At 60.4% G+C, this 17,060-nt stretch carries 11 protein-coding genes; 2 read left to right on the plus strand and 9 right to left on the minus strand.

Going from position 1 to position 17,060, the window contains the following annotated elements:
• Window positions 1-846: 846 nt before the first annotated feature.
• From FFY45_RS13665 to FFY45_RS13680, 4 genes are all read right to left on the minus strand, one after another.
• On the minus strand, window positions 847-1,272 hold the full coding sequence (locus FFY45_RS13665; RefSeq protein WP_176340844.1) for a type II toxin-antitoxin system VapC family toxin: 426 nt from the start codon (window positions 1,270-1,272) through the stop codon (window positions 847-849).
• On the minus strand, window positions 1,272-1,532 hold the full coding sequence (locus FFY45_RS13670) for a type II toxin-antitoxin system Phd/YefM family antitoxin (RefSeq protein WP_176340845.1): 261 nt from the start codon (window positions 1,530-1,532) through the stop codon (window positions 1,272-1,274). Before FFY45_RS13670 ends, FFY45_RS13665 begins: the two co-directional genes overlap by 1 nt.
• A 480-nt stretch (window positions 1,533-2,012) precedes the next feature.
• Window positions 2,013-3,086, minus strand: a complete 1,074-nt coding sequence (locus tag FFY45_RS13675) for a 3-deoxy-7-phosphoheptulonate synthase (RefSeq protein ID WP_176340846.1) — start codon at window positions 3,084-3,086, stop codon at window positions 2,013-2,015.
• Between the two features lie 27 nt (window positions 3,087-3,113).
• Window positions 3,114-3,323: a hypothetical protein gene (locus tag FFY45_RS13680; RefSeq protein ID WP_146094661.1), complete on the minus strand. Its 210-nt coding sequence runs from the start codon at window positions 3,321-3,323 to the stop codon at window positions 3,114-3,116.
• 448 nt (window positions 3,324-3,771) lie between these two features.
• Between FFY45_RS13680 and yjjJ the strand changes: the two genes are divergently transcribed.
• Window positions 3,772-5,148 carry a type II toxin-antitoxin system HipA family toxin YjjJ gene (gene yjjJ, locus FFY45_RS13685; protein WP_439333535.1) on the plus strand — a complete coding sequence of 459 codons (1,377 nt, stop codon included), beginning with the start codon at window positions 3,772-3,774 and terminating at the stop codon, window positions 5,146-5,148.
• Window positions 5,149-5,785: 637 nt separating this feature from the next.
• On the opposite strand, the gene FFY45_RS13690 is transcribed toward yjjJ, so the two are convergent.
• Window positions 5,786-8,674 carry a TonB-dependent receptor plug domain-containing protein gene (locus FFY45_RS13690; RefSeq protein WP_255171971.1) on the minus strand — a complete coding sequence of 963 codons (2,889 nt, stop codon included), beginning with the start codon at window positions 8,672-8,674 and terminating at the stop codon, window positions 5,786-5,788.
• 432 nt (window positions 8,675-9,106) lie between these two features.
• On the opposite strand from FFY45_RS13690, the gene xopX reads away from it, so the two are divergent.
• Window positions 9,107-11,215: a XopX family type III secretion system effector gene (gene xopX / locus FFY45_RS13695; RefSeq protein WP_176340877.1), complete on the plus strand. Its 2,109-nt coding sequence runs from the start codon at window positions 9,107-9,109 to the stop codon at window positions 11,213-11,215.
• 239 nt (window positions 11,216-11,454) lie between these two features.
• Here xopX and yghX read toward each other — a convergent pair whose 3' ends face one another.
• From yghX to FFY45_RS21970, 4 genes are all read right to left on the minus strand, one after another.
• Window positions 11,455-12,342, minus strand: coding sequence for a YghX family hydrolase (yghX, locus tag FFY45_RS13700; RefSeq protein ID WP_176340847.1), 888 nt, complete (start codon window positions 12,340-12,342; stop codon window positions 11,455-11,457).
• 177 nt (window positions 12,343-12,519) lie between these two features.
• Window positions 12,520-15,282 carry a DEAD/DEAH box helicase gene (locus FFY45_RS13705; protein WP_176340848.1) on the minus strand — a complete coding sequence of 921 codons (2,763 nt, stop codon included), beginning with the start codon at window positions 15,280-15,282 and terminating at the stop codon, window positions 12,520-12,522.
• A complete protein-coding gene (locus tag FFY45_RS13710; RefSeq protein WP_217902566.1) occupies window positions 15,279-16,730 on the minus strand; it encodes a site-specific DNA-methyltransferase in 1,452 nt (483 codons plus the stop codon). The genes FFY45_RS13705 and FFY45_RS13710 overlap by 4 nt, the downstream gene beginning before the upstream one ends.
• Complete coding sequence (locus tag FFY45_RS21970) at window positions 16,731-17,057, minus strand: DNA methyltransferase (RefSeq protein WP_217902567.1); 327 nt, start codon at window positions 17,055-17,057, stop codon at window positions 16,731-16,733.
• Between the last annotated feature and the right edge of the window lie 3 nt (window positions 17,058-17,060).

Genomic DNA, 17,060 nt, shown 5'->3' on the forward strand with positions numbered 1-17,060 from the left:
TGCCCGATCATGCAGCGCTCTGTGCACCTGATCGTCGTGCCGGGCAGCGTGCGCAGCATTTAGCGGATGTACGTCGGGTCGCAGCGGGACACCGATCGCGCCGCCCGCAGGCACGCGTGTTCTGGCGGAATAGCGGTTTAGCGATAGCGCCATGCTCAACACGTCCGATGGCAGCACCTTATCGCGCGACTGCACACGTGCACCGGCCGCTATGCGCTTATGCAATGACGAGCGTGCCAAGTGTTTCCTCGCACGTAATGCGCGCTCGAACGCTCAGTGCCTCGCGTCATGCGAAATGGTCGCCATTAACGCAACTCGAACTTCATTGCTGCCGCCGACATGCGGCGACATCGCATCGTCACGGACATAGCGGATAACGTTCCTGCCCGCTCGCATTCGGCGGCAGGACGGCTCTCTCCCCCTCCTGCCGCTGGGCGCGACGGGTCATCACTGGGTGGTGTCGAATCCGTCGGGCCGGCTCCCTGCGCCGGCACGGCGTTCTTGTTTTAAACCGCCATTGATTAACGCTATAGCGCTCATTGCCAGGCAGCTTGATACGTTTTTGTCAACCGCTCATGGCAACTAGTTCCGCTTGGCCTCTCCGAGAGGAAAGTCTGATTCGTTCGCAAGGGACAGGCGAATGAGCACCGCTCGGTTGACGATCGCTTACTAGCCTGCGCCATCGCGGTAGTAATCGAGATTGACTAATCGCACTGCCGCTGCAGGCAGCCTGAACTCATGGTACCTGTCGAGCCAATTTTCTTCCTTGTAGTCGTGGGGCAGGCAATACTCAACTCTGTCCCGCTCGAGTACCACTATCGGAAACAATCTTGAACCTGCAGTCGTTCATGGCAAAGGCTCCCACGGGTTGACGATGGTCACTCCCGTCGGTTTGAAATCGGCCGCATTGCGCGTGACCACCGCCATGCCGTGTACTAGTGCAGTCGCTGCGATAAGCGCATCGCGCTCGCCGCGCTTGTCTGGTACATGCAACCGGGCGCAGCGTTGCGCCACAGCAGTATCTATAGGCAATGTTCGCCCGGAGAATTCGGGTAATACATGCTGCTCAAGCCAGGAGCGCAATATGGCCCCCTGGGGGGCGTCCTTCCGTTCAATCGACAGAACGCCAAGCTCCAACTCCATGATGGTGATGACTGACACGAAGAGGTCGGCGGCATCAACACGTTCCGCCCACGCCGCCACATTCGTATCGACCTTGCCGAGGCTTACTTTACGCAGCTCCGACAACACGTTGGTATCGAGCACGTACATCATTCCAGCTCAGCCGGCTGGGCTCCAATCGTCACGCGTGGTGGCTCGAACTCGAACTCGATCTCCGCAGCGCGCGGCATCGCCAGCGCATCGGCAATGTTGCGCCGCTGCTTCGTCAGCCGCTGATAGTCCTCGAAGCTCAACAGTACGTGCGCAGGCTTGCCGCGATCCGTGATGAACACCGGACCGGCCTTCGTGGCCTTCTTTGCTCGCGTCACGTCCTGGTTCAGCTCGCGACTGGATAGGGTTGTGATGGTCATAGCATGGCTCCGAAATCATCCAAATGTAGTAACGTTACTACAAAAAACCCATGAAGACAGCAGCCGCGCAAGACACCGACACCCTAATAATTGACGTTCGTCACAGGACTGGAGGAAGGCGTGAGCATCGTCGCGCCATTCCACCTCGTTGAAAATCAACAACGAGAAAGTAGCAGGTGCCGTCCTGGAGCAGCTGATACAAAGAGAGCATCCCTCATGACTAGCCCTGCCACTGAGGGAGGTCAGAACGATAGACCCCGGCTTGTGCCCGGGGAATTTCGTCGTATTTAGAGTCTGGTCTCGCTACAAGTGACTAGCTTACCCCCGAGGGAACAGGGGCTTTGACCCCTTTTCCCGTCGGGAGAAGGTGGCGCGAAGCGCCGGATGAGGGTACGGGCGAAGCCTCATGGCATCTCATTCCAAGTATGGCTTCGCACCGTACCCTCATCCCTCTCCCGGCGGGAGAGGGGCTCTCACCAATCACGCAGCTTCAGCAACCCGCCTCGCACGACGTGCACGCACCGCCGTCGCCAAGCGCTCCAGCACCTGCACCGAGGCGTCCCAATCCAGGCAGCCGTCGGTGATGCTCTGGCCGTAGGTCAGTGCGCAGCCCGGTACCAGGTCCTGACGTCCACCGACCAGATGACTCTCTACCATGACGCCGACGATGCGCGTCTCGCCACCTTCCAGTTGCCTGGCGATGTCGTCGATGACCTTGGGCTGGTTCTCGGGATTCTTACCGCTGTTGGCGTGGCTGGCGTCGATCATCAGGCGCGCCGGCAAACCGGATTTAGTGAGCACCTGGCTGGCCGCTTCCACATTGGCCGCGTCGAAGTTGGGCTGCTTGCCACCGCGCAAAATCACATGGCAATCCGGGTTGCCGGCCGTCGCTGCCACTGCGGTGTGACCATCCTTGGTCACGGCCAGGAAATGGTGCGGATGCGAGGCCGCTCCCACCGCGTCCACCGCAATCTTGACGTCGCCACCGGTACCGTTCTTGAAGCCCACCGGGCACGACAAGCCCGAGGCCATTTCGCGATGCACCTGGCTTTCGGTGGTGCGCGCGCCAATCGCGCCCCAGGACACCAGGTCGGCGATGTACTGCGGCGAGATGATGTCGAGGAATTCCACGCCCGCCGGCAGGCCGAGATTGTTGATGTCGCGCAGCAGACCGCGCGCCACCCGCAGGCCCTTGTTGATCTGGAAGCTGCCATCCAGATCCGGGTCGTTGATCAGACCCTTCCAGCCGATGGTGGTACGCGGCTTTTCGAAGTACACCCGCATCACGATCTCCAGCGCGTCGCCAAACTGCTCGCGCAGCGGCCGCAGGCGGTGCGCGTAGTCCATCGCCGCAACCGGGTCATGGATCGAGCAGGGCCCGATCACCACTGCCAGGCGGTCGTCGCGGCCATGCAGGATCTCGTGCAGGGCAGCGCGCGAATTGGTCACGGTCTCGGAGGCGCGGTCGTCGCAAGGCAACAGCGACAGCAGCTGCGAAGGCGGGGCGAGGGCTTCGATCTTGCGGATACGCAGGTCATCGGTCACAGGCGGCATAACAGTGTCTCGGTGGGCGGTGTTGCATCAGGGAGCCAGGCGAGGCGGCAACAAAAAAGCCGCCAGTGTGCGCTGGCGGCTTTTCGGGAATGCTGCTGAAGATTTCTTCAGGGTGAGCGCAATCCGTCCTCCGCCAGCGGCATCGGAAAACCGTAGTACCAAAAATAAAACTGGCTGCGGGGTGCGTTCATGGGATGCATTGATACCACGCACATTTCGTCGTTGCCACTGTTTCATCGGCAACGGAACGTTGCAGCGGCGGTCGCGATGCGCCTGCAAGCAGTACGTGTCTCGCCCACAACCGCGTCGCACTGACGTTGAGCGCATCGCGCGCCACGCCCAGTTCCGCATGCGCCGTGCGGCAGTGCTGCCACGTCCCACGGCTCTCACGCACGCACGCTGGATGCAACTCAGACACACGGCTTGGTAACCGTCTTGCTGAGCCCGACCGCGATGGATGCTGCGACGTGCCGGCACGATATCGGTGCGGATTGATGTTCGGTCCATTGCGTGTGTGTCCATCCTCAGTGGTAACCACGAAGATAGTCGGGCACACCGGGGTATTGTTTCACCTACCGACGTCAATGACGTTTATTTCTGAAATAAAATTTCTTTTATATCAATTGATTAGGTAGTCACTATTGGCTTACTATCGTTTCACATATCGTTTCAGAAGCTGCGCTCCATGCCCTCTCCCGACGCAGTCGAACGACTGATCAGCGCGCTACGAATCAACGGCCCCATGCGTGGGGCCGATCTGGCGGCGCGCCTGGGCGTGAGCCGACCTACCCTGTCTCGCCTGGTCGCAAGTGCCGGTCCTGCAGTGCTGCGTTATGGCAAGGCGCGCGCTACCGGCTACGCGGCCAACGGTGAGTTGCGGGGCGAGCGTATGTGGCCGCTCTATCGAATCGATCACGATGCCCGCGTTGTACCACTGGGCCACCTGTTGGTGCTGCATAACGACCATTTCTTTGTCGACCTTTTGCAGGACAACCCCGTTCTATTGCATCCGCCGTTGGACACAGGCGTGTTCGCGTCGCTGCCGTGGTTTATCGACGACCAACGGCCCCAGGGATTTCTCGGGCGCAATCTGGCGCACCGTGTCGCCGGGCAGTTGCGCCTACCGGACAACCTGGCGCTGTGGTCGCCCAGGGACAACCTGGTGGCCATGCTGTCGGATGGTCACGACCAGCTTGGCGACCTGCTGATCGGCGAGCGGGCGCTGGCTCTGGCTTTGGAGGCGATCGAACAGCCTGAGTGCATCGCCATGCAGGCGCGCCCCGATGAATATCTCAGCCGCGCCGAAGCTGCATTGCGCGGCGAGGCCGTTGGCTCATCTGCCGCTGGCGAGCAGCCGAAGTTCACTGCAGTGCTGGGAGAAGATGGCGCGTATCGCCCCGTGATCGTCAAGTTCTCCGACCAGACCGATCAGCCAACAGGCCGGCGTTGGGCGGATCTTTTACACATGGAGTGGTTGGCCAGCCAGATTCTGATTGCCGGCGGCATCCCTGCTGCGGCAACGCAGGTGCTGCAGGCGGGCGGGCGCGTCTTCCTCGAATCGACACGCTTCGATCGGACTGCTGCATTGGGCCGGCGCGGGTTCGTCTCACTGATGTCGCTGTTCGCTGCCTTTTACGGCGACGCGAACACCAGCAGCTGGCGGACCCTTGCTCCACTGCTCAAGCGCGATGGCTGGCTAAGCCCGGAAGACGCCGAGCGCCTGGAAGTGATCAGTTGGTTCGGCACGCTTATCGGCAACACCGACATGCACCTGGGCAATGCGGCATTGGTGCTTGCCGACACCCTGCCCCTGCAACTTGCCCCGGTGTACGACATGCTGCCGATGGCACTGCGGCCGGCATCCAGTGGCGAAGTCGTGCAGCGGGATATCGAGATTCCACCGCCTAGCGTTGATCAGTTCGCGCAATGGCGGCGCGCTGCCGGGATGGCCGAGCAGTTCTGGCAGCAAGCCATGGACAACGACAAGCTGAGCGAACAGATGCGCGGCATCGCCACGCGCGCGTTGGCCAGCCTGCATCGAACGGCGTCACGTCTTGCCTGACGCCGACGCCTAAAGGCTCTCCCGCCGGGAGAGGGGTTGGGGTGAGGGTACGGTTTCTCCGCGTGCAACCCGCCTGTCAGTTACTGGCTTCGGCAAGCGGCGGCAGCGCGGCCGGGGATCGGCTATTCGGCTCGGTCAGACATCCTGTCTGACTCGCCGCCGCGGCACATCCCTTTGCCGCTCTCCGCCAATCCCCAGCCACGCTACCGCCTCGGTACGTCGTTGCCATGACTTTGAGCGACTGAAACGGCAGCGCAGCCATTGTTCGGACTCTGCATTTATGACTCATCCACTAAGGTCCCGAGCACGTCGTCCTTACCTGATCACTTGTGAGTATTTGAAGAGCACACAGGCTTTTCTCTCGCAGCTTTTTGATAGAGCGAGCAGGCCTTACTTCATGCCCCGACGCAATGAATGACGCTTGCAGAGGAGCATGTGTTTCGCCGGAGGCCGCGCTTTCCGTTCCGCCAATGCCGCAATTTCGAAGAGTGGTCTGCGGCGCCGCTCCCACGCACAAAATCAAGGCGCCAGCCAATAACGCTTTCCAGCCCAACCAGCTTTCGTCACAAAATCAGCCTGCACTGCACCACACGCCACGGCGCTGTGCCGTGGCGTGTGGTGCGGCAGCCACATTCAATCAAAACGTAAACACATATTCCGCCGCCACTTCGCGGCCGATCGGGTTGAACAAGGTGGTGTTGTAGAAGCCGTAGCCGTAGAAGCGCTCCTTGTTCTCGTAACCCACTTCGTTGAACACGTTGTTGACGTAGAGGTTGACCTTGGCATGGTCGGTGATCTTGTAACCGGTGCTCAGGTTCCAGTAGATCGCAGGTCCCACGCGGCCGAAGTAACGCTTGCTGCTTTCGCCCAGGTGCACGTTGGCGGTGTCGGTCACCAGACACCCATCGGAGGCACTGGGCTGATAGCCATCGTCGAAGCGCGCGCAAGTGCCCCAGTTGACCGCACGCATGGAGCCGAGCCGGCGGAAGTACAGCGTCCAGTCCCAGGCGCCACCGTTGTCCCAATGCACGCTGCCGCGCACACGGCTGCGCACGCGTTCGTCGCGGCGGTTTTCGTCGCTGTCGGTGCGGTAGATCTGTTCGCGATAGGCGATCAGCGTGTTGTAGTCCAGCGACAACTGAAAGTTGCCCCAACCGGCGGTGGCAAGGCGATATTTCAGCGAGGCGTCGATGCCCGAGGTTTCCATCTGCGCCAGATTGATCGGGCCGCGCTCGATGCTGGCGATGGTGCCGTCGGCATTGCGCACCACCCGCGAGCTGATGGTGTCGCAATAGCCGGCGCCGCCAGGATTGTTCCAGGCGCCGCCGCTGATGGTGGTGCCGGTGCGGCAGCCGGCTTCGGCCGAGAGGATCTCGTCGCGGTCCAGATCCTTGATCATTTCCTCCAGCTGGATGCGGTAGTAATCCACGCTCAGCGACAGACCTTGCGCGATGTCCCACACCACCCCGCCGGTAAACGAGCGGCCTGTTTCCGAGCGTAGATCCGGGGTGCCGCGGCGATTCACATCCACGGTGTAGAAGATGTTGCTGTTCTCGTCATTGCAGCCGCCAGTGAGAGACGCGCCCGAGGAAATACAGCGGTATTGATCGATCACGGTCTGGTTGGTGGAGCTGGGTTCGCCGAGCACGTAATGCATGTCCGGCGCGCGGAAGCTGGTGGCCAGCGTGCTGCGCAACAACAGGCTCTCGACCGGGCGCCATTCCAGGCCGGCGCTCCAGGTGGTGTCGCTCTGCGTGCCGACACCGGTCGGAATCGCGGCCGAGGAACGATAGTTGCCGTAGCGGTCGTAGCGGCCGGCGACATTCGCGCTCAACGTGGACAGCAACGGGATCTGGAATTCCACCCCGGCCGAGCTGCGCAGGCGTTCGCCGCCGCCGCTATCGACCACGTCCACCGGGTAGCACTCGTTGGCGCACGGGTCCGGCGACAGTTGATAGCCCTGCTTGGCCACTTCGGCCACGGTGGCAAAGCGGATCGGGCCGGCCCAGCCCTGCACCAGGTCGCCGCTCAAGCTGAAACTGGCTTGATTCACCCACGAATAGGCGGAGTTATGCGATTTAGCGACCAGGTCGTCGTACTGGTTCGACGACAGCGGCGCATACAAGCGCGCCTGGTTAATCGCATAGATCGGCGTGCCATCGGCAGCGGTGCCGGTGGGGCTGCCGAGGAAGTAATCGGTGGCGCGTGCGGTATCCATGGTGCGCACGTATTCGTCCACGGTGTAACGCGAGCGGCCCACGCTCAGCTCCCAATCGAAGCGATCGGCCCACACGCCGCGCAAGCCGGCGCTCAAGTCCCAGGACTGCTCCTTGTTGTAGTTGGCCAGCCGATCCCAACCGCCGGCTTCGCGCCGGGTGAGCTGGCGGATCGCATACAGCGAGCGGCCGGTGTCGGCGTCCTGGAACGGGCCCAGATACACGTACGGCGGGTCGTAGGTCCAGCGGCCGATGCTGCGGTTGGCCGATAGCGTGGCCCAGGCTTCGGTGTGCTCGCCGAACTTCCAGGTGCCGTAGAGATAGGCCGAATAGTCCTCGCTACTGGTCACCAGCCCCCAGTCGCCGTAATCGCGCGCCACGCCGCAGTAATCGCCGGCATTGGTGAGCGCGCCGGTGTTCTGGTCGTAGCTCAGCCGTTGCCCGTCGATGAACTCGCCGCCAAAGCGTGCACAGGTGCCGGCCGGTGGCGCCAGGCGTTCGCTGTTGTTGGCATCGACCAGGCTCAAACCAGTGAATGGGTTGAAGCCGTACAGGCGGTTCTGGCCGGTCCAGTTGGAGTAGGACATGTCATCGGAGTCGTCCATCTCGGGGCGATCGCGCCCACTCAATGGATCGCGCCGGGTGGCCTGCAGCGCGTAGGTCAGGCTCCAGTTTTCGCCGGTGCGCCCACCTGCCCAGGACACATCGAAACTGTCGCGCCCACCTTCTGTCGCAGTACCGCCGCGCAGCCGCACCTGATCGCCCTGGTAATCGCGCCTGAGGATCACATTGATGACGCCGGCCACTGCGTCCGAGCCGTAGATCGCCGATGCGCCGCCGGTCAGGATGTCGATGCGCTCCACCGCAGCGGAGGGAATATTGCTGTAGTTGGAGAAGTTGCTCTCGCCGCCGTAGGGCAGCGGGTAATCGGCCACACGGTGCCCGTTGACCAGCAGCAAGGTGCGGCCCGGTCCCAGGTCGCGCAGATTGATCGGCGAGGCGTTGGGCGTGTGCGAGCCCCATTGCGTATCGGCTTCCACCGAGCCCTGCTGGTTCATGCTGTTGAGCACGTCGTAGACGGTGGCGAAGCCTTCCTGCTGGATCTGTTGCGCGGAGATGGTGACCACCGGCTGCGCGCCTTCGACCTGCGCGCGCTTGATGCGCGAGCCGGTGACGCTAACTGCATCCAGGGTGGAGGTGGCGCGTGGTTGATCCGGCTCGGTCTGCTGGGCAGTGGCCGACTGCGCGGCGGTGGACAGGGCAAGCGACAAGGAAATCGACAAGGCAAGGCGATGACTGCGGCAGTTCATAAGATCCCCGGGAGAGGCCGGCATGGCCGGCGTGGCGTTCCACTGCAACGACGCCTGCGAGCGATGCACCGCATCGCCGCCCCCTGTCCGATGGCCCCCCGACCGTTCGGCGCAAGCGCCTGCCCAGCGACGCTAGGGCTGTGATGACATCGGTGTCAACACGCTGACATGAATATGTGATAGGCAGCTCAAAACAGCCCATTCGATGCTGTGCTGCAGGTGTGGGATCGGATCACAGCGTGCCCATCCATGCGCAGCTGGCGGCACTGGAATCACTACGTTGGAGCCTCGCTACCGTTGTCACCGCCTGGTTGGGCACTTCCGGTGGCAGCGCGCCAGTTCGCATATCTGGTTGAGCCTGGTGCTCGCGCGCAGATCATGAAAGAACACCAAACACCGCGATTTGGTGTCCCCACCGAACGGAGATATCCGATGGAGATCAAGAAAGCGCAGTTGGCAGGCCCGTCCTCGCCAGCCGAGTTGCAGAACGCACGCAAGCACGATGAAGGTATCGTGGAACTACAACCTGCCGCATCGCCGACAGAGTCCCCGGTCAACCCCGCGCTATCGGCACTTGTCCCGCGCAGCCGCTCACGCACTTCGTCTGCCAGTTCCGCGCCGACGTCGCCCGTGGAGCCATCCTCGCCCGCACCGCAGGCGTCACACTCGGCACGGACGACTGCTCTATCCACTGCAAAAACGCTTACCGCGCGCGCGAACTCCGCGTTGGCAAGCGGCGTCCAGCATGCATCCGCTGCAGTGTCCAAGGCCGCTTCTGATCTCTGGTCGCTGGCGGATCTGCGCACCATGCTGCAGATGCATGCAGACGATCCCGCATTTCTGCAAATGGTGCGCCACACCGATCCGGAACAGGTCGCGCCGCACAGCCTGGCCGCGTGCCGCCAGCAGATCACGCAGCTACGCGGCGCCATCGAATCTGCAACCGGTCTGGAAACACGCTTTTGTCAGCAATTGCTCAGCGACGTCAAAGCCGTGGAAGATGCGCTGCAGCCGCTGGAGCATGGGACACCTGCAGCAGGGAGGGCGCTGAAGTCGCTGGCCAATCTGGTCAATCTCTGGCCCCTGGTGGTACCCAGTCCGCTGCTTGCCAACCAAGCCAAGACTTTCGCCTATTCCATTGCCGCAGCAACCAAGGGCGTGATGAGTCTATCGGCATCGGCGCTGCGCCCCACCGCCGATGGGCTTCCGTTCCCGCTGATGGGCGGGCAGCTGGGGCGCGAAGCCAACGAAATGCATTTCTACGCAATCCTGCTCAACGGATTGTTTCTCACCACCGAACTGCCAAAGAAATTCGGCAACCCGTCCATGCGACAGCAGGCCGAAGCGGTGGAAAACAACCTGGGATTTGCCGCGGCCGCATCCACGGCCTGCACAGCGATGGTGCTGACGCCCTTTCTCTGGAACAGCCTCAACGCGCTCGGCAATCGAATGCAGCATGGTGTCTCCCACCTGGGCGCGGGTATCGCGGACCGTGCCGGCCTCCAGACGCAGGCTCAGCGGTTGCGTGCGCGCCTGACGCCCGGACAGATCAGCCAGCAACTGCGCACGCAACTCAACGAGATCTGCGCCGCTCTGGAGCACGGCCGCGACGCTTTTCAACAAGCGCGCCGCAACTTTACCGAACCCGGCACAGGGCACGAACTCACCCGCACGCTCAATGCTCAATGCACGCATCTGCTGGAGACGCTCGATCAGTGCAGCAAGCGCCTGAGCACTGCGCTGCAAGTCGACCAGGACCAGCCAGTCACCATCCCGCGCCAACTGACCAACCAGGATTTCTCTTCCAAATTGGCATTGGCATTGTTGGGTGCCGGCGTGACCGGGCTGACCGTCTACCTGATCCAGCCGGATCGGATCGGCACGGTGGACCTGCTGGCCGACTCGGCCGTGGTGACGACCGTGATGATGCAGTCGGCGTTGAACAAGCACGCGACCCGCCAGGACACGATGGAGCGCTTCAAGGCCATGTGCTCCGGCAGCATGGTCATGGCACTGGCGCTGGGTGTGGAAAAACTGTCCAAGACGTTCGCAGACAAGAGTCTGATCGAAGCATCGTCGGCATCGCCCTACTACGCTGGCGCGATCATGTCGCTGATGTCGATGACGATGCCTGGCCCAATGGCGCGTGGCGCGGAACTGGCGATGAACTGGGGCGGGCGTCAGGTCATGCGGGTGTTCAAGGGGCCCGATGGCACCCCGCTCGCAACCCGCATGCCGTCCTCGCCCGAAGAGCTGATCCAGACCGTACAAGACACGGCGAATTATGTGGCAAGTCTGTCGCCGGAACAGGCGCAGCATTACGCGCAGATGGTTGGAGATAGCGCCCTGCAAGTGATCGAGGGCGCGGGTGCGGAAACCAGGCCCGGCAACAGCGTCACGATCACCGAAATCTCCGAAATCACCGAGATGGACGAGGCTGCCGAGGTCGCGGTACAGACCGCCTCCCCGGAACCGGAAGCGATTGCGCAACCGCACCCACTCAGCCATGACGCAACACTGCGCACAGCGGGCTCGCCCTGACATTGCAACCGACCGCAATGGGCTGCCAGCACGCACCTGCGCTGTAGTGGAGCGCACACACAAGACCCCGCCTTTCGGCGGGGTCTTGTGTGTGATGCAACAGCCAACACCAGGGCTTCGCCACGCGCGATCACCCCCGACCCGCTCCGAACCCCGGCCAGCGCTAGCGTCAGGGCGCACTGAGGCGCGCTCGCCAACGGCGCGTAATCGGCGACACTACAACGACCGCACCGACCCACTCACACCAAGTATCGCCGGAACCACGCGATGGTGCGATCCCAGGCCAGGGTTGCGGCCGCCTTGTCGTAACGCGGCGTGGAATCGTTATGGAAACCGTGGTTGGTCCCCGCATACACGTAGGCCTGATAGACCTTGCGCTGCGCCTTGAGCGCGGCCTCGTACGCCGGCCAGCCGGCATTGACGCGCTCGTCCTCTGCGGCGTAATGCAGCAGCAGCGGCGCACGGATGCGGGCGACCTCGGCGTCGGTGGGCTGACGTCCATAGAATGGCACCGCCGCGGCCAGCTCGGGATACGCCACCGCCGCTGCATTGGCCACACCGCCGCCATAGCAGAAGCCGGTAATGCCCACCTTGCCGGTGGTGCGCTCGCGGCTCATCAAAAACTCCACCGCGGCGAAGAAGTCGTTCATCAGCTTGGTCGGGTCGACCTGCGCCTGCAGCGCGCGGCCCTTTTCGTCGTTGCCGGGATACCCGCCCACCGAACTCAGGCCATCCGGTGCCAGCGCGACAAAGCCGGCCTTGGCCACGCGGCGCGCGACATCTTCGATATACGGATTGAGACCGCGGTTTTCGTGCGCCACCACCACGCCCGGCACCGCGCCGGTGACCTTGGCCGGCCGCACCAGATAGCCGCGCACCTGGCCATGGCCGTTGGGCGAGGGATAGGTGATGTACTCGGCCACGATGTCCGGGTCGGTGAACTCCACTTGCGTGGCGAGCGCGTAGTCGGGGCTCAGCGATTCCAGGATCGCCGCCGCACTCAACCCGGCCACCGCGAACGCGGCGGCGCGGTCGAGAAAATCGCGCCGACTGAGTTTGCCGTGCACATAGCCGTCGTACAGCGCGAGCAGATCGGGGTGGAAATCCTGAGCGGTCAGACGGCGCATCGGCGTTCTCCTGGGAATTGCAGTGTGAGTTGGAATGACGAGTGAGGGGGCCAGCAATTTTCCAAGCGGAAAATTACACATCTTGATGCCCTACTGGCCAGCCAGATTCAACACTGGGCACTGCCGTTCAATGCCCAGGAATTGATCAGCTCCTGATTTTTTATCCAACAAATTGAGTCAGTGGATCTCTTGCGCTACCTGATGACGATTGGCAAGCCCGGTCGCGGTAGCACCGCCTTCCATCGCATCATGCGGGATCAGTGCGTACCGCCAAGATTTTCCTCCGTTCGCCCGAGCATGTTCACTTGCATGTCGACACCACTCAACTGCTGCACGCGCTTTTTCCTGAACATCTGGATCACGCATTTCATTGCGCGCCTTAGGTTCCATAATCAATTTTTCCGTTTCAGTTTCAACTACGAAATCAGGCTCATAGGAACGCCCGCTTTTCCATTCGATCTGGAACTGGCCTGGACCGGGCTTCATCCAACGATGCACTTCGCCATCATCTTCCAGCACAATTGCTAACCGTTGCTCACCTTCGGCTGACTGAAACCGCTGCAAGTCGTAGCAACATTTCTGGAAGCCCGTAAATACTAGCGAACGAATATTCTCGCCACGGAGCACCGGCTGACGAAATGGTCTGGGCAATTGTCCAGCAGCGAGGCTAAAAGCGATTGGGCGCAAGAGGGTGAAACCACGGGTAATTCGGGGAATGTATTCGGTAGGCGTTTCCCAAAGATGCTGCTGCATCTGCGCCCAAACGAACTCGGCCAATTCGTGCCTGTAATAGATCAGCACATTCTCGGCCGCTGCTTCATCGGGAAGATAGCTACGCAGATGAGCAACTAACTGCTCAGAAAGTGTGTAAAGCAATCTTGCGTGTGCGTCGTAATCAATTTCATCGCGCTCTATCAGCTTAGCAACGATGTAGTCTTCAAGCCGGCGCTCCTTACCCTCAATCTTACTCCATCCAATCAACTCACGTGCGTGATCGCGCAACTGCTGCACCACTAACTCTTCGGAAACAATCGGGTACGCGATTCGAGATAAATTTTCCAGAACGAAATCGTGGAATCCAAACGACACTTCACGGGTCGGTATCAGTACCACATTAGGGATTTCGATGGTGAGATCGACCAAAGTTCTAGTGACGCGCTCAACGACGCGTGCCACCCGGTCGTCAAAGCGTTCGCTATCGGATTCGATTAGCAAAGGCGCTTGACGCGGCTGTAGTATGGCCGCCACCTCGGCAGACACTTTCGCCCTTATCTCACCCGAATTCAATTGCGCAAGCGACGGCAATCGCTCATAGCGTTGAATTATACGAAGTGTCTCGCGGGCAATTTCTTGATCTGCTGGCGAGACGACTGTGTACTCAGCCGCCTCTTCTGCGATTTTTGAGTTAAAGGTACTGGCTCCGAGCCGCGATGCATCCCCAGTCAATGCGCTATGGCTTAACGGCTGCGCTTGCGCTGTTTGGGGCGCCTGCTCCGGCACATCGCCACCATTACCGATATAGACATGTTTGCGGATCACTGCATCTTCCGCACCGGCACGACTGATGATTTCTCGGAACCGATCGTGCGCAATAATTGTCAACCGATCCACAGCCGGAACGCCGATGCGCTTCCCATAAGGCAGACGTAAACCGCGACCAAGTGTCTGCTCTGTCAAAATTTCAGACGCCGATGCGCGCAACGGCACGATGGTATAAAGATTACTGACGTCCCAACCCTCTTTCAGCTTATTGACGTGGACGACAACCTCGGTCGTCTCATCGCTCTCAACCGCTAGCAAACGCTGGGTCGCCTCATCCGATTCCTCGCCCCTCAACGCTGAATGCACCTCGATGACTCGACCGCGATAGCGGCCCTCGAAGAAGCCAGCAGACTCCATCAACTCCCTGACGCGTGAAGCATGTGCAGTATCTTGAGCGACTACCAAGATGAATGGCTTGACCCGCGCCACGCCGGTTTGGAGGGCGTACGTTTCTAACTCCACCTTGACGTACTCATGATAGCGGATGCTGTCTTCCAGCTTGATCCGCTCCAATTCATCGCCAGACACTGAGGCCGGGTCGAAATCCTTACGCGTCGCAACCGCTGGCTCCTTCACCAGACCATCAGCCAACGCCTCGCCCAGACCATAGTGGTAGATCACGTTACGGAATGGTTGAGGGCGTGCGCCAATGGTTTTGGGCGTTGCGGTCAGCTCTAGTCCAAGCAGTGGCCGCAGCTCGCCAATTGCGCGTGCACCGGCACTGCCCCGATAACGATGCGCCTCGTCCATTAGCATCACCAGATCATCCAGTCCGGCCAAGTAGGCAAAATAGCTCTCGCCGATGTATTCCTGCAGACGCTTGATGCGTGGCGGCTTACCGCTGCGATCGGCTCCCCTCACGTCGGCATTGATCTTGGAGATGTTGAAAATATTGATCTGCAACGAAGTGGACGCGCCGAACAGTTGCGGCGTCGCGGTCTGCGGCGCAAGGCTTTCCGCACGCACGCCAATGCCGGTTTCGTAGTTTTCCCCGGTAATCAGCAGCGGCGGATGCAACGCCAACTGCTGCACGCCCTTGAACACGTACTTCTGGCTTGTCGGATCGAAATCTGCCTTCAGCTTTTCGTAGATCGTTAGGTTTGGGGCTAGCACGAAAAAGTGACGGCTGCGCCCGGTGAGGTACAGGTAGGCGATGAAGGCGCCCATCAGCCGGGTCTTGCCGACACCGGTCGCCAGCGCAAAGCACAGCGAGGCGAACTCGCGCTCGAAATCCTCTACGTGCGGGAATGCTGCCTGGATCGCGCCAAGCTGATCTGCAAGATCGGCATCCTTGCGCAACTGGACCCGCTCCAACACCTCGGCCAGGATTTCCAGCGAACGCGCCTGCGGCTGGCGCAGGCTCATGCGGGCGCAGAGTTGGCGGACGTCGCGCGTCATGCGTTGTCCTCGCCAAAGAGATCAGATGTACCAACTGCAGTGGACGATGCACCACGTGTGCTACGCGCACGCGGCGGCGGCGGTACCTCTTGCTCCGGTAGGGATGGCAGCTCGGCGATGCGCAAGGAATAGTCGTCGCGGCCCCATTCGCAGCGGTCCAGCACAGTCTTCGGGATCTTCTGGATGGTCAGGTTGTCGAACGCATCGGCGTTGGCGCGGAAAGCCTTGCAACAAACCAGCAGGGTGCGCTCGGGCCCCACTTCTTCGCTGAGCGTGCGCAACTGCGCATGGCCGAGCGCGGCAGTGGTAACGTAGAGGAAGTCGTATTCCGACGCCCGGCCGTGCAGCCAATAATGCTGCTCGCTGGGCGCATAGGTGTAGCCCATCAGCTTGCACACCGCCTCGGCGAGCATCTCCGGGCGATACTCGGGATTGATGATTCGGTTACCGAAGGCGTCTTCGCTCAATAGCGACGGGGCGAGCCGGTAGTAGCGGAAACCGCCGCCGCCCTTCCAGCCGGTGGCTGAGGTGACGCCCCCCGGATCGTCGCCATCGATCACCTTGCGCAGGCGCGGCACGATATGGGTATGGCAATGCTCCCCCAGTTCAACCATGATCCAGCGCCGCCCCATCTTGTGCGCGACCGCACCGGTGGTGCCGGAACCGGCGAAGGAGTCCAAGACGAGGTCACCGGGGACAGTCGCCATCTCGAGGCAACGCTTAATCAACGCCTCCGGCTTTTTGCCCTTAGGAAACTCGACCCCTCCTTCGTTGTGCAGATTATTGGACAAAATATCGTCCCAAAGGCTGGTCAGGGGCTCTCCCGCCACATTGTTTCCGTCAATTAATTTTAATTTGTCCGAATAAAAAATAACTCTTTCGCCATTCAGAAAAAACATATCCGAGTGCGATTCGCGCTCAAGAAGCAGGATCTCTCCACGACGACTTTTTGATTCATCGATTAATCTTCTTGCCTCTGCACTTACCGCTTTATAGTCAGGCCTTGCTAGACGCACTACGCGCGCCGAGTTTTTTGAGATGAATTCGTATAATTTCTCTTCAAAATCATCACCAAGCTCTTTCTTTAGGCTCTTTTGTTGAATGCCAACAGCTGCCGAGAATGCAGACAACAAACTGACGAAACGCCAACCACTGATTCCAGACTCGTAATTATCTATGAATTGATTATATCTCTTGTCACGAGCAGCTCGAGCAGTGAAGACACGGCAAGGCTTCCAAATCGATTTGTTTTTAGCGTAAATTAAAACAAAGTTCGTGGTATTTACAACACCAGGGTTAATTGACTTATGCCCAGTAGCCGAGCCTTGCTTGAATGAAACAACCGCTACCCGATTGTTTCGCCCGAATACTTCGTCAAGCAGAACAATCAGGTAGCCAAGCTCATTGTCATCTATATGGATGAAAATCGCGCCATCTTCGCAAAGCAATTAATTAAGCAAAACGATCCGATCTCTCATCATGGAGAGCCAGGATGAATGCTCCATCCCATCGTTATAATTATCGAAATCTTCTCCAGTATTGAAGGGCGGATCGATATAGATGCATTTCACCTGCCCACGAAACTCCTGCTCCAGCGCCTTCAGCGCTAGTAGGTTGTCGCCCTGGATCAACAGGTTCTCAAAGCGATCGGCTTCGTCTACACGATGTGCAGCGTGGTAAGACAGCCCCGGATCCTCCAGCAGGATGCGTGGCTCCAGTCGCGGGCGCTCATCCTTGCCAACCCAGGTCAGCTCCAATTTTTGCTTACGGCTCATCGT

It is taken from the genome of Xanthomonas hortorum (assembly GCF_011305375.1).
Taxonomy (GTDB): Bacteria; Pseudomonadota; Gammaproteobacteria; order Xanthomonadales; family Xanthomonadaceae; genus Xanthomonas; species Xanthomonas hortorum_E.

Coding starts and splice junctions, on each gene's coding strand:
- FFY45_RS13665 (WP_176340844.1), bottom strand. CDS start 1,272: ATGTACGTGCTCGATACCAACGTGTTGTCGGAGCTGCGTAAAGTAAGC.
- FFY45_RS13670 (WP_176340845.1), bottom strand. CDS start 1,532: ATGACCATCACAACCCTATCCAGTCGCGAGCTGAACCAGGACGTGACG.
- FFY45_RS13675 (WP_176340846.1), bottom strand. CDS start 3,086: ATGCCGCCTGTGACCGATGACCTGCGTATCCGCAAGATCGAAGCCCTC.
- FFY45_RS13680 (WP_146094661.1), bottom strand. CDS start 3,323: ATGAAACAGTGGCAACGACGAAATGTGCGTGGTATCAATGCATCCCAT.
- yjjJ (WP_439333535.1), top strand. CDS start 3,772: ATGCCCTCTCCCGACGCAGTCGAACGACTGATCAGCGCGCTACGAATC.
- FFY45_RS13690 (WP_255171971.1), bottom strand. CDS start 8,674: ATGAACTGCCGCAGTCATCGCCTTGCCTTGTCGATTTCCTTGTCGCTT.
- xopX (WP_176340877.1), top strand. CDS start 9,107: ATGGAGATCAAGAAAGCGCAGTTGGCAGGCCCGTCCTCGCCAGCCGAG.
- yghX (WP_176340847.1), bottom strand. CDS start 12,342: ATGCGCCGTCTGACCGCTCAGGATTTCCACCCCGATCTGCTCGCGCTG.
- FFY45_RS13705 (WP_176340848.1), bottom strand. CDS start 15,282: ATGACGCGCGACGTCCGCCAACTCTGCGCCCGCATGAGCCTGCGCCAG.
- FFY45_RS21970 (WP_217902567.1), bottom strand. CDS start 17,057: ATGAGCCGTAAGCAAAAATTGGAGCTGACCTGGGTTGGCAAGGATGAG.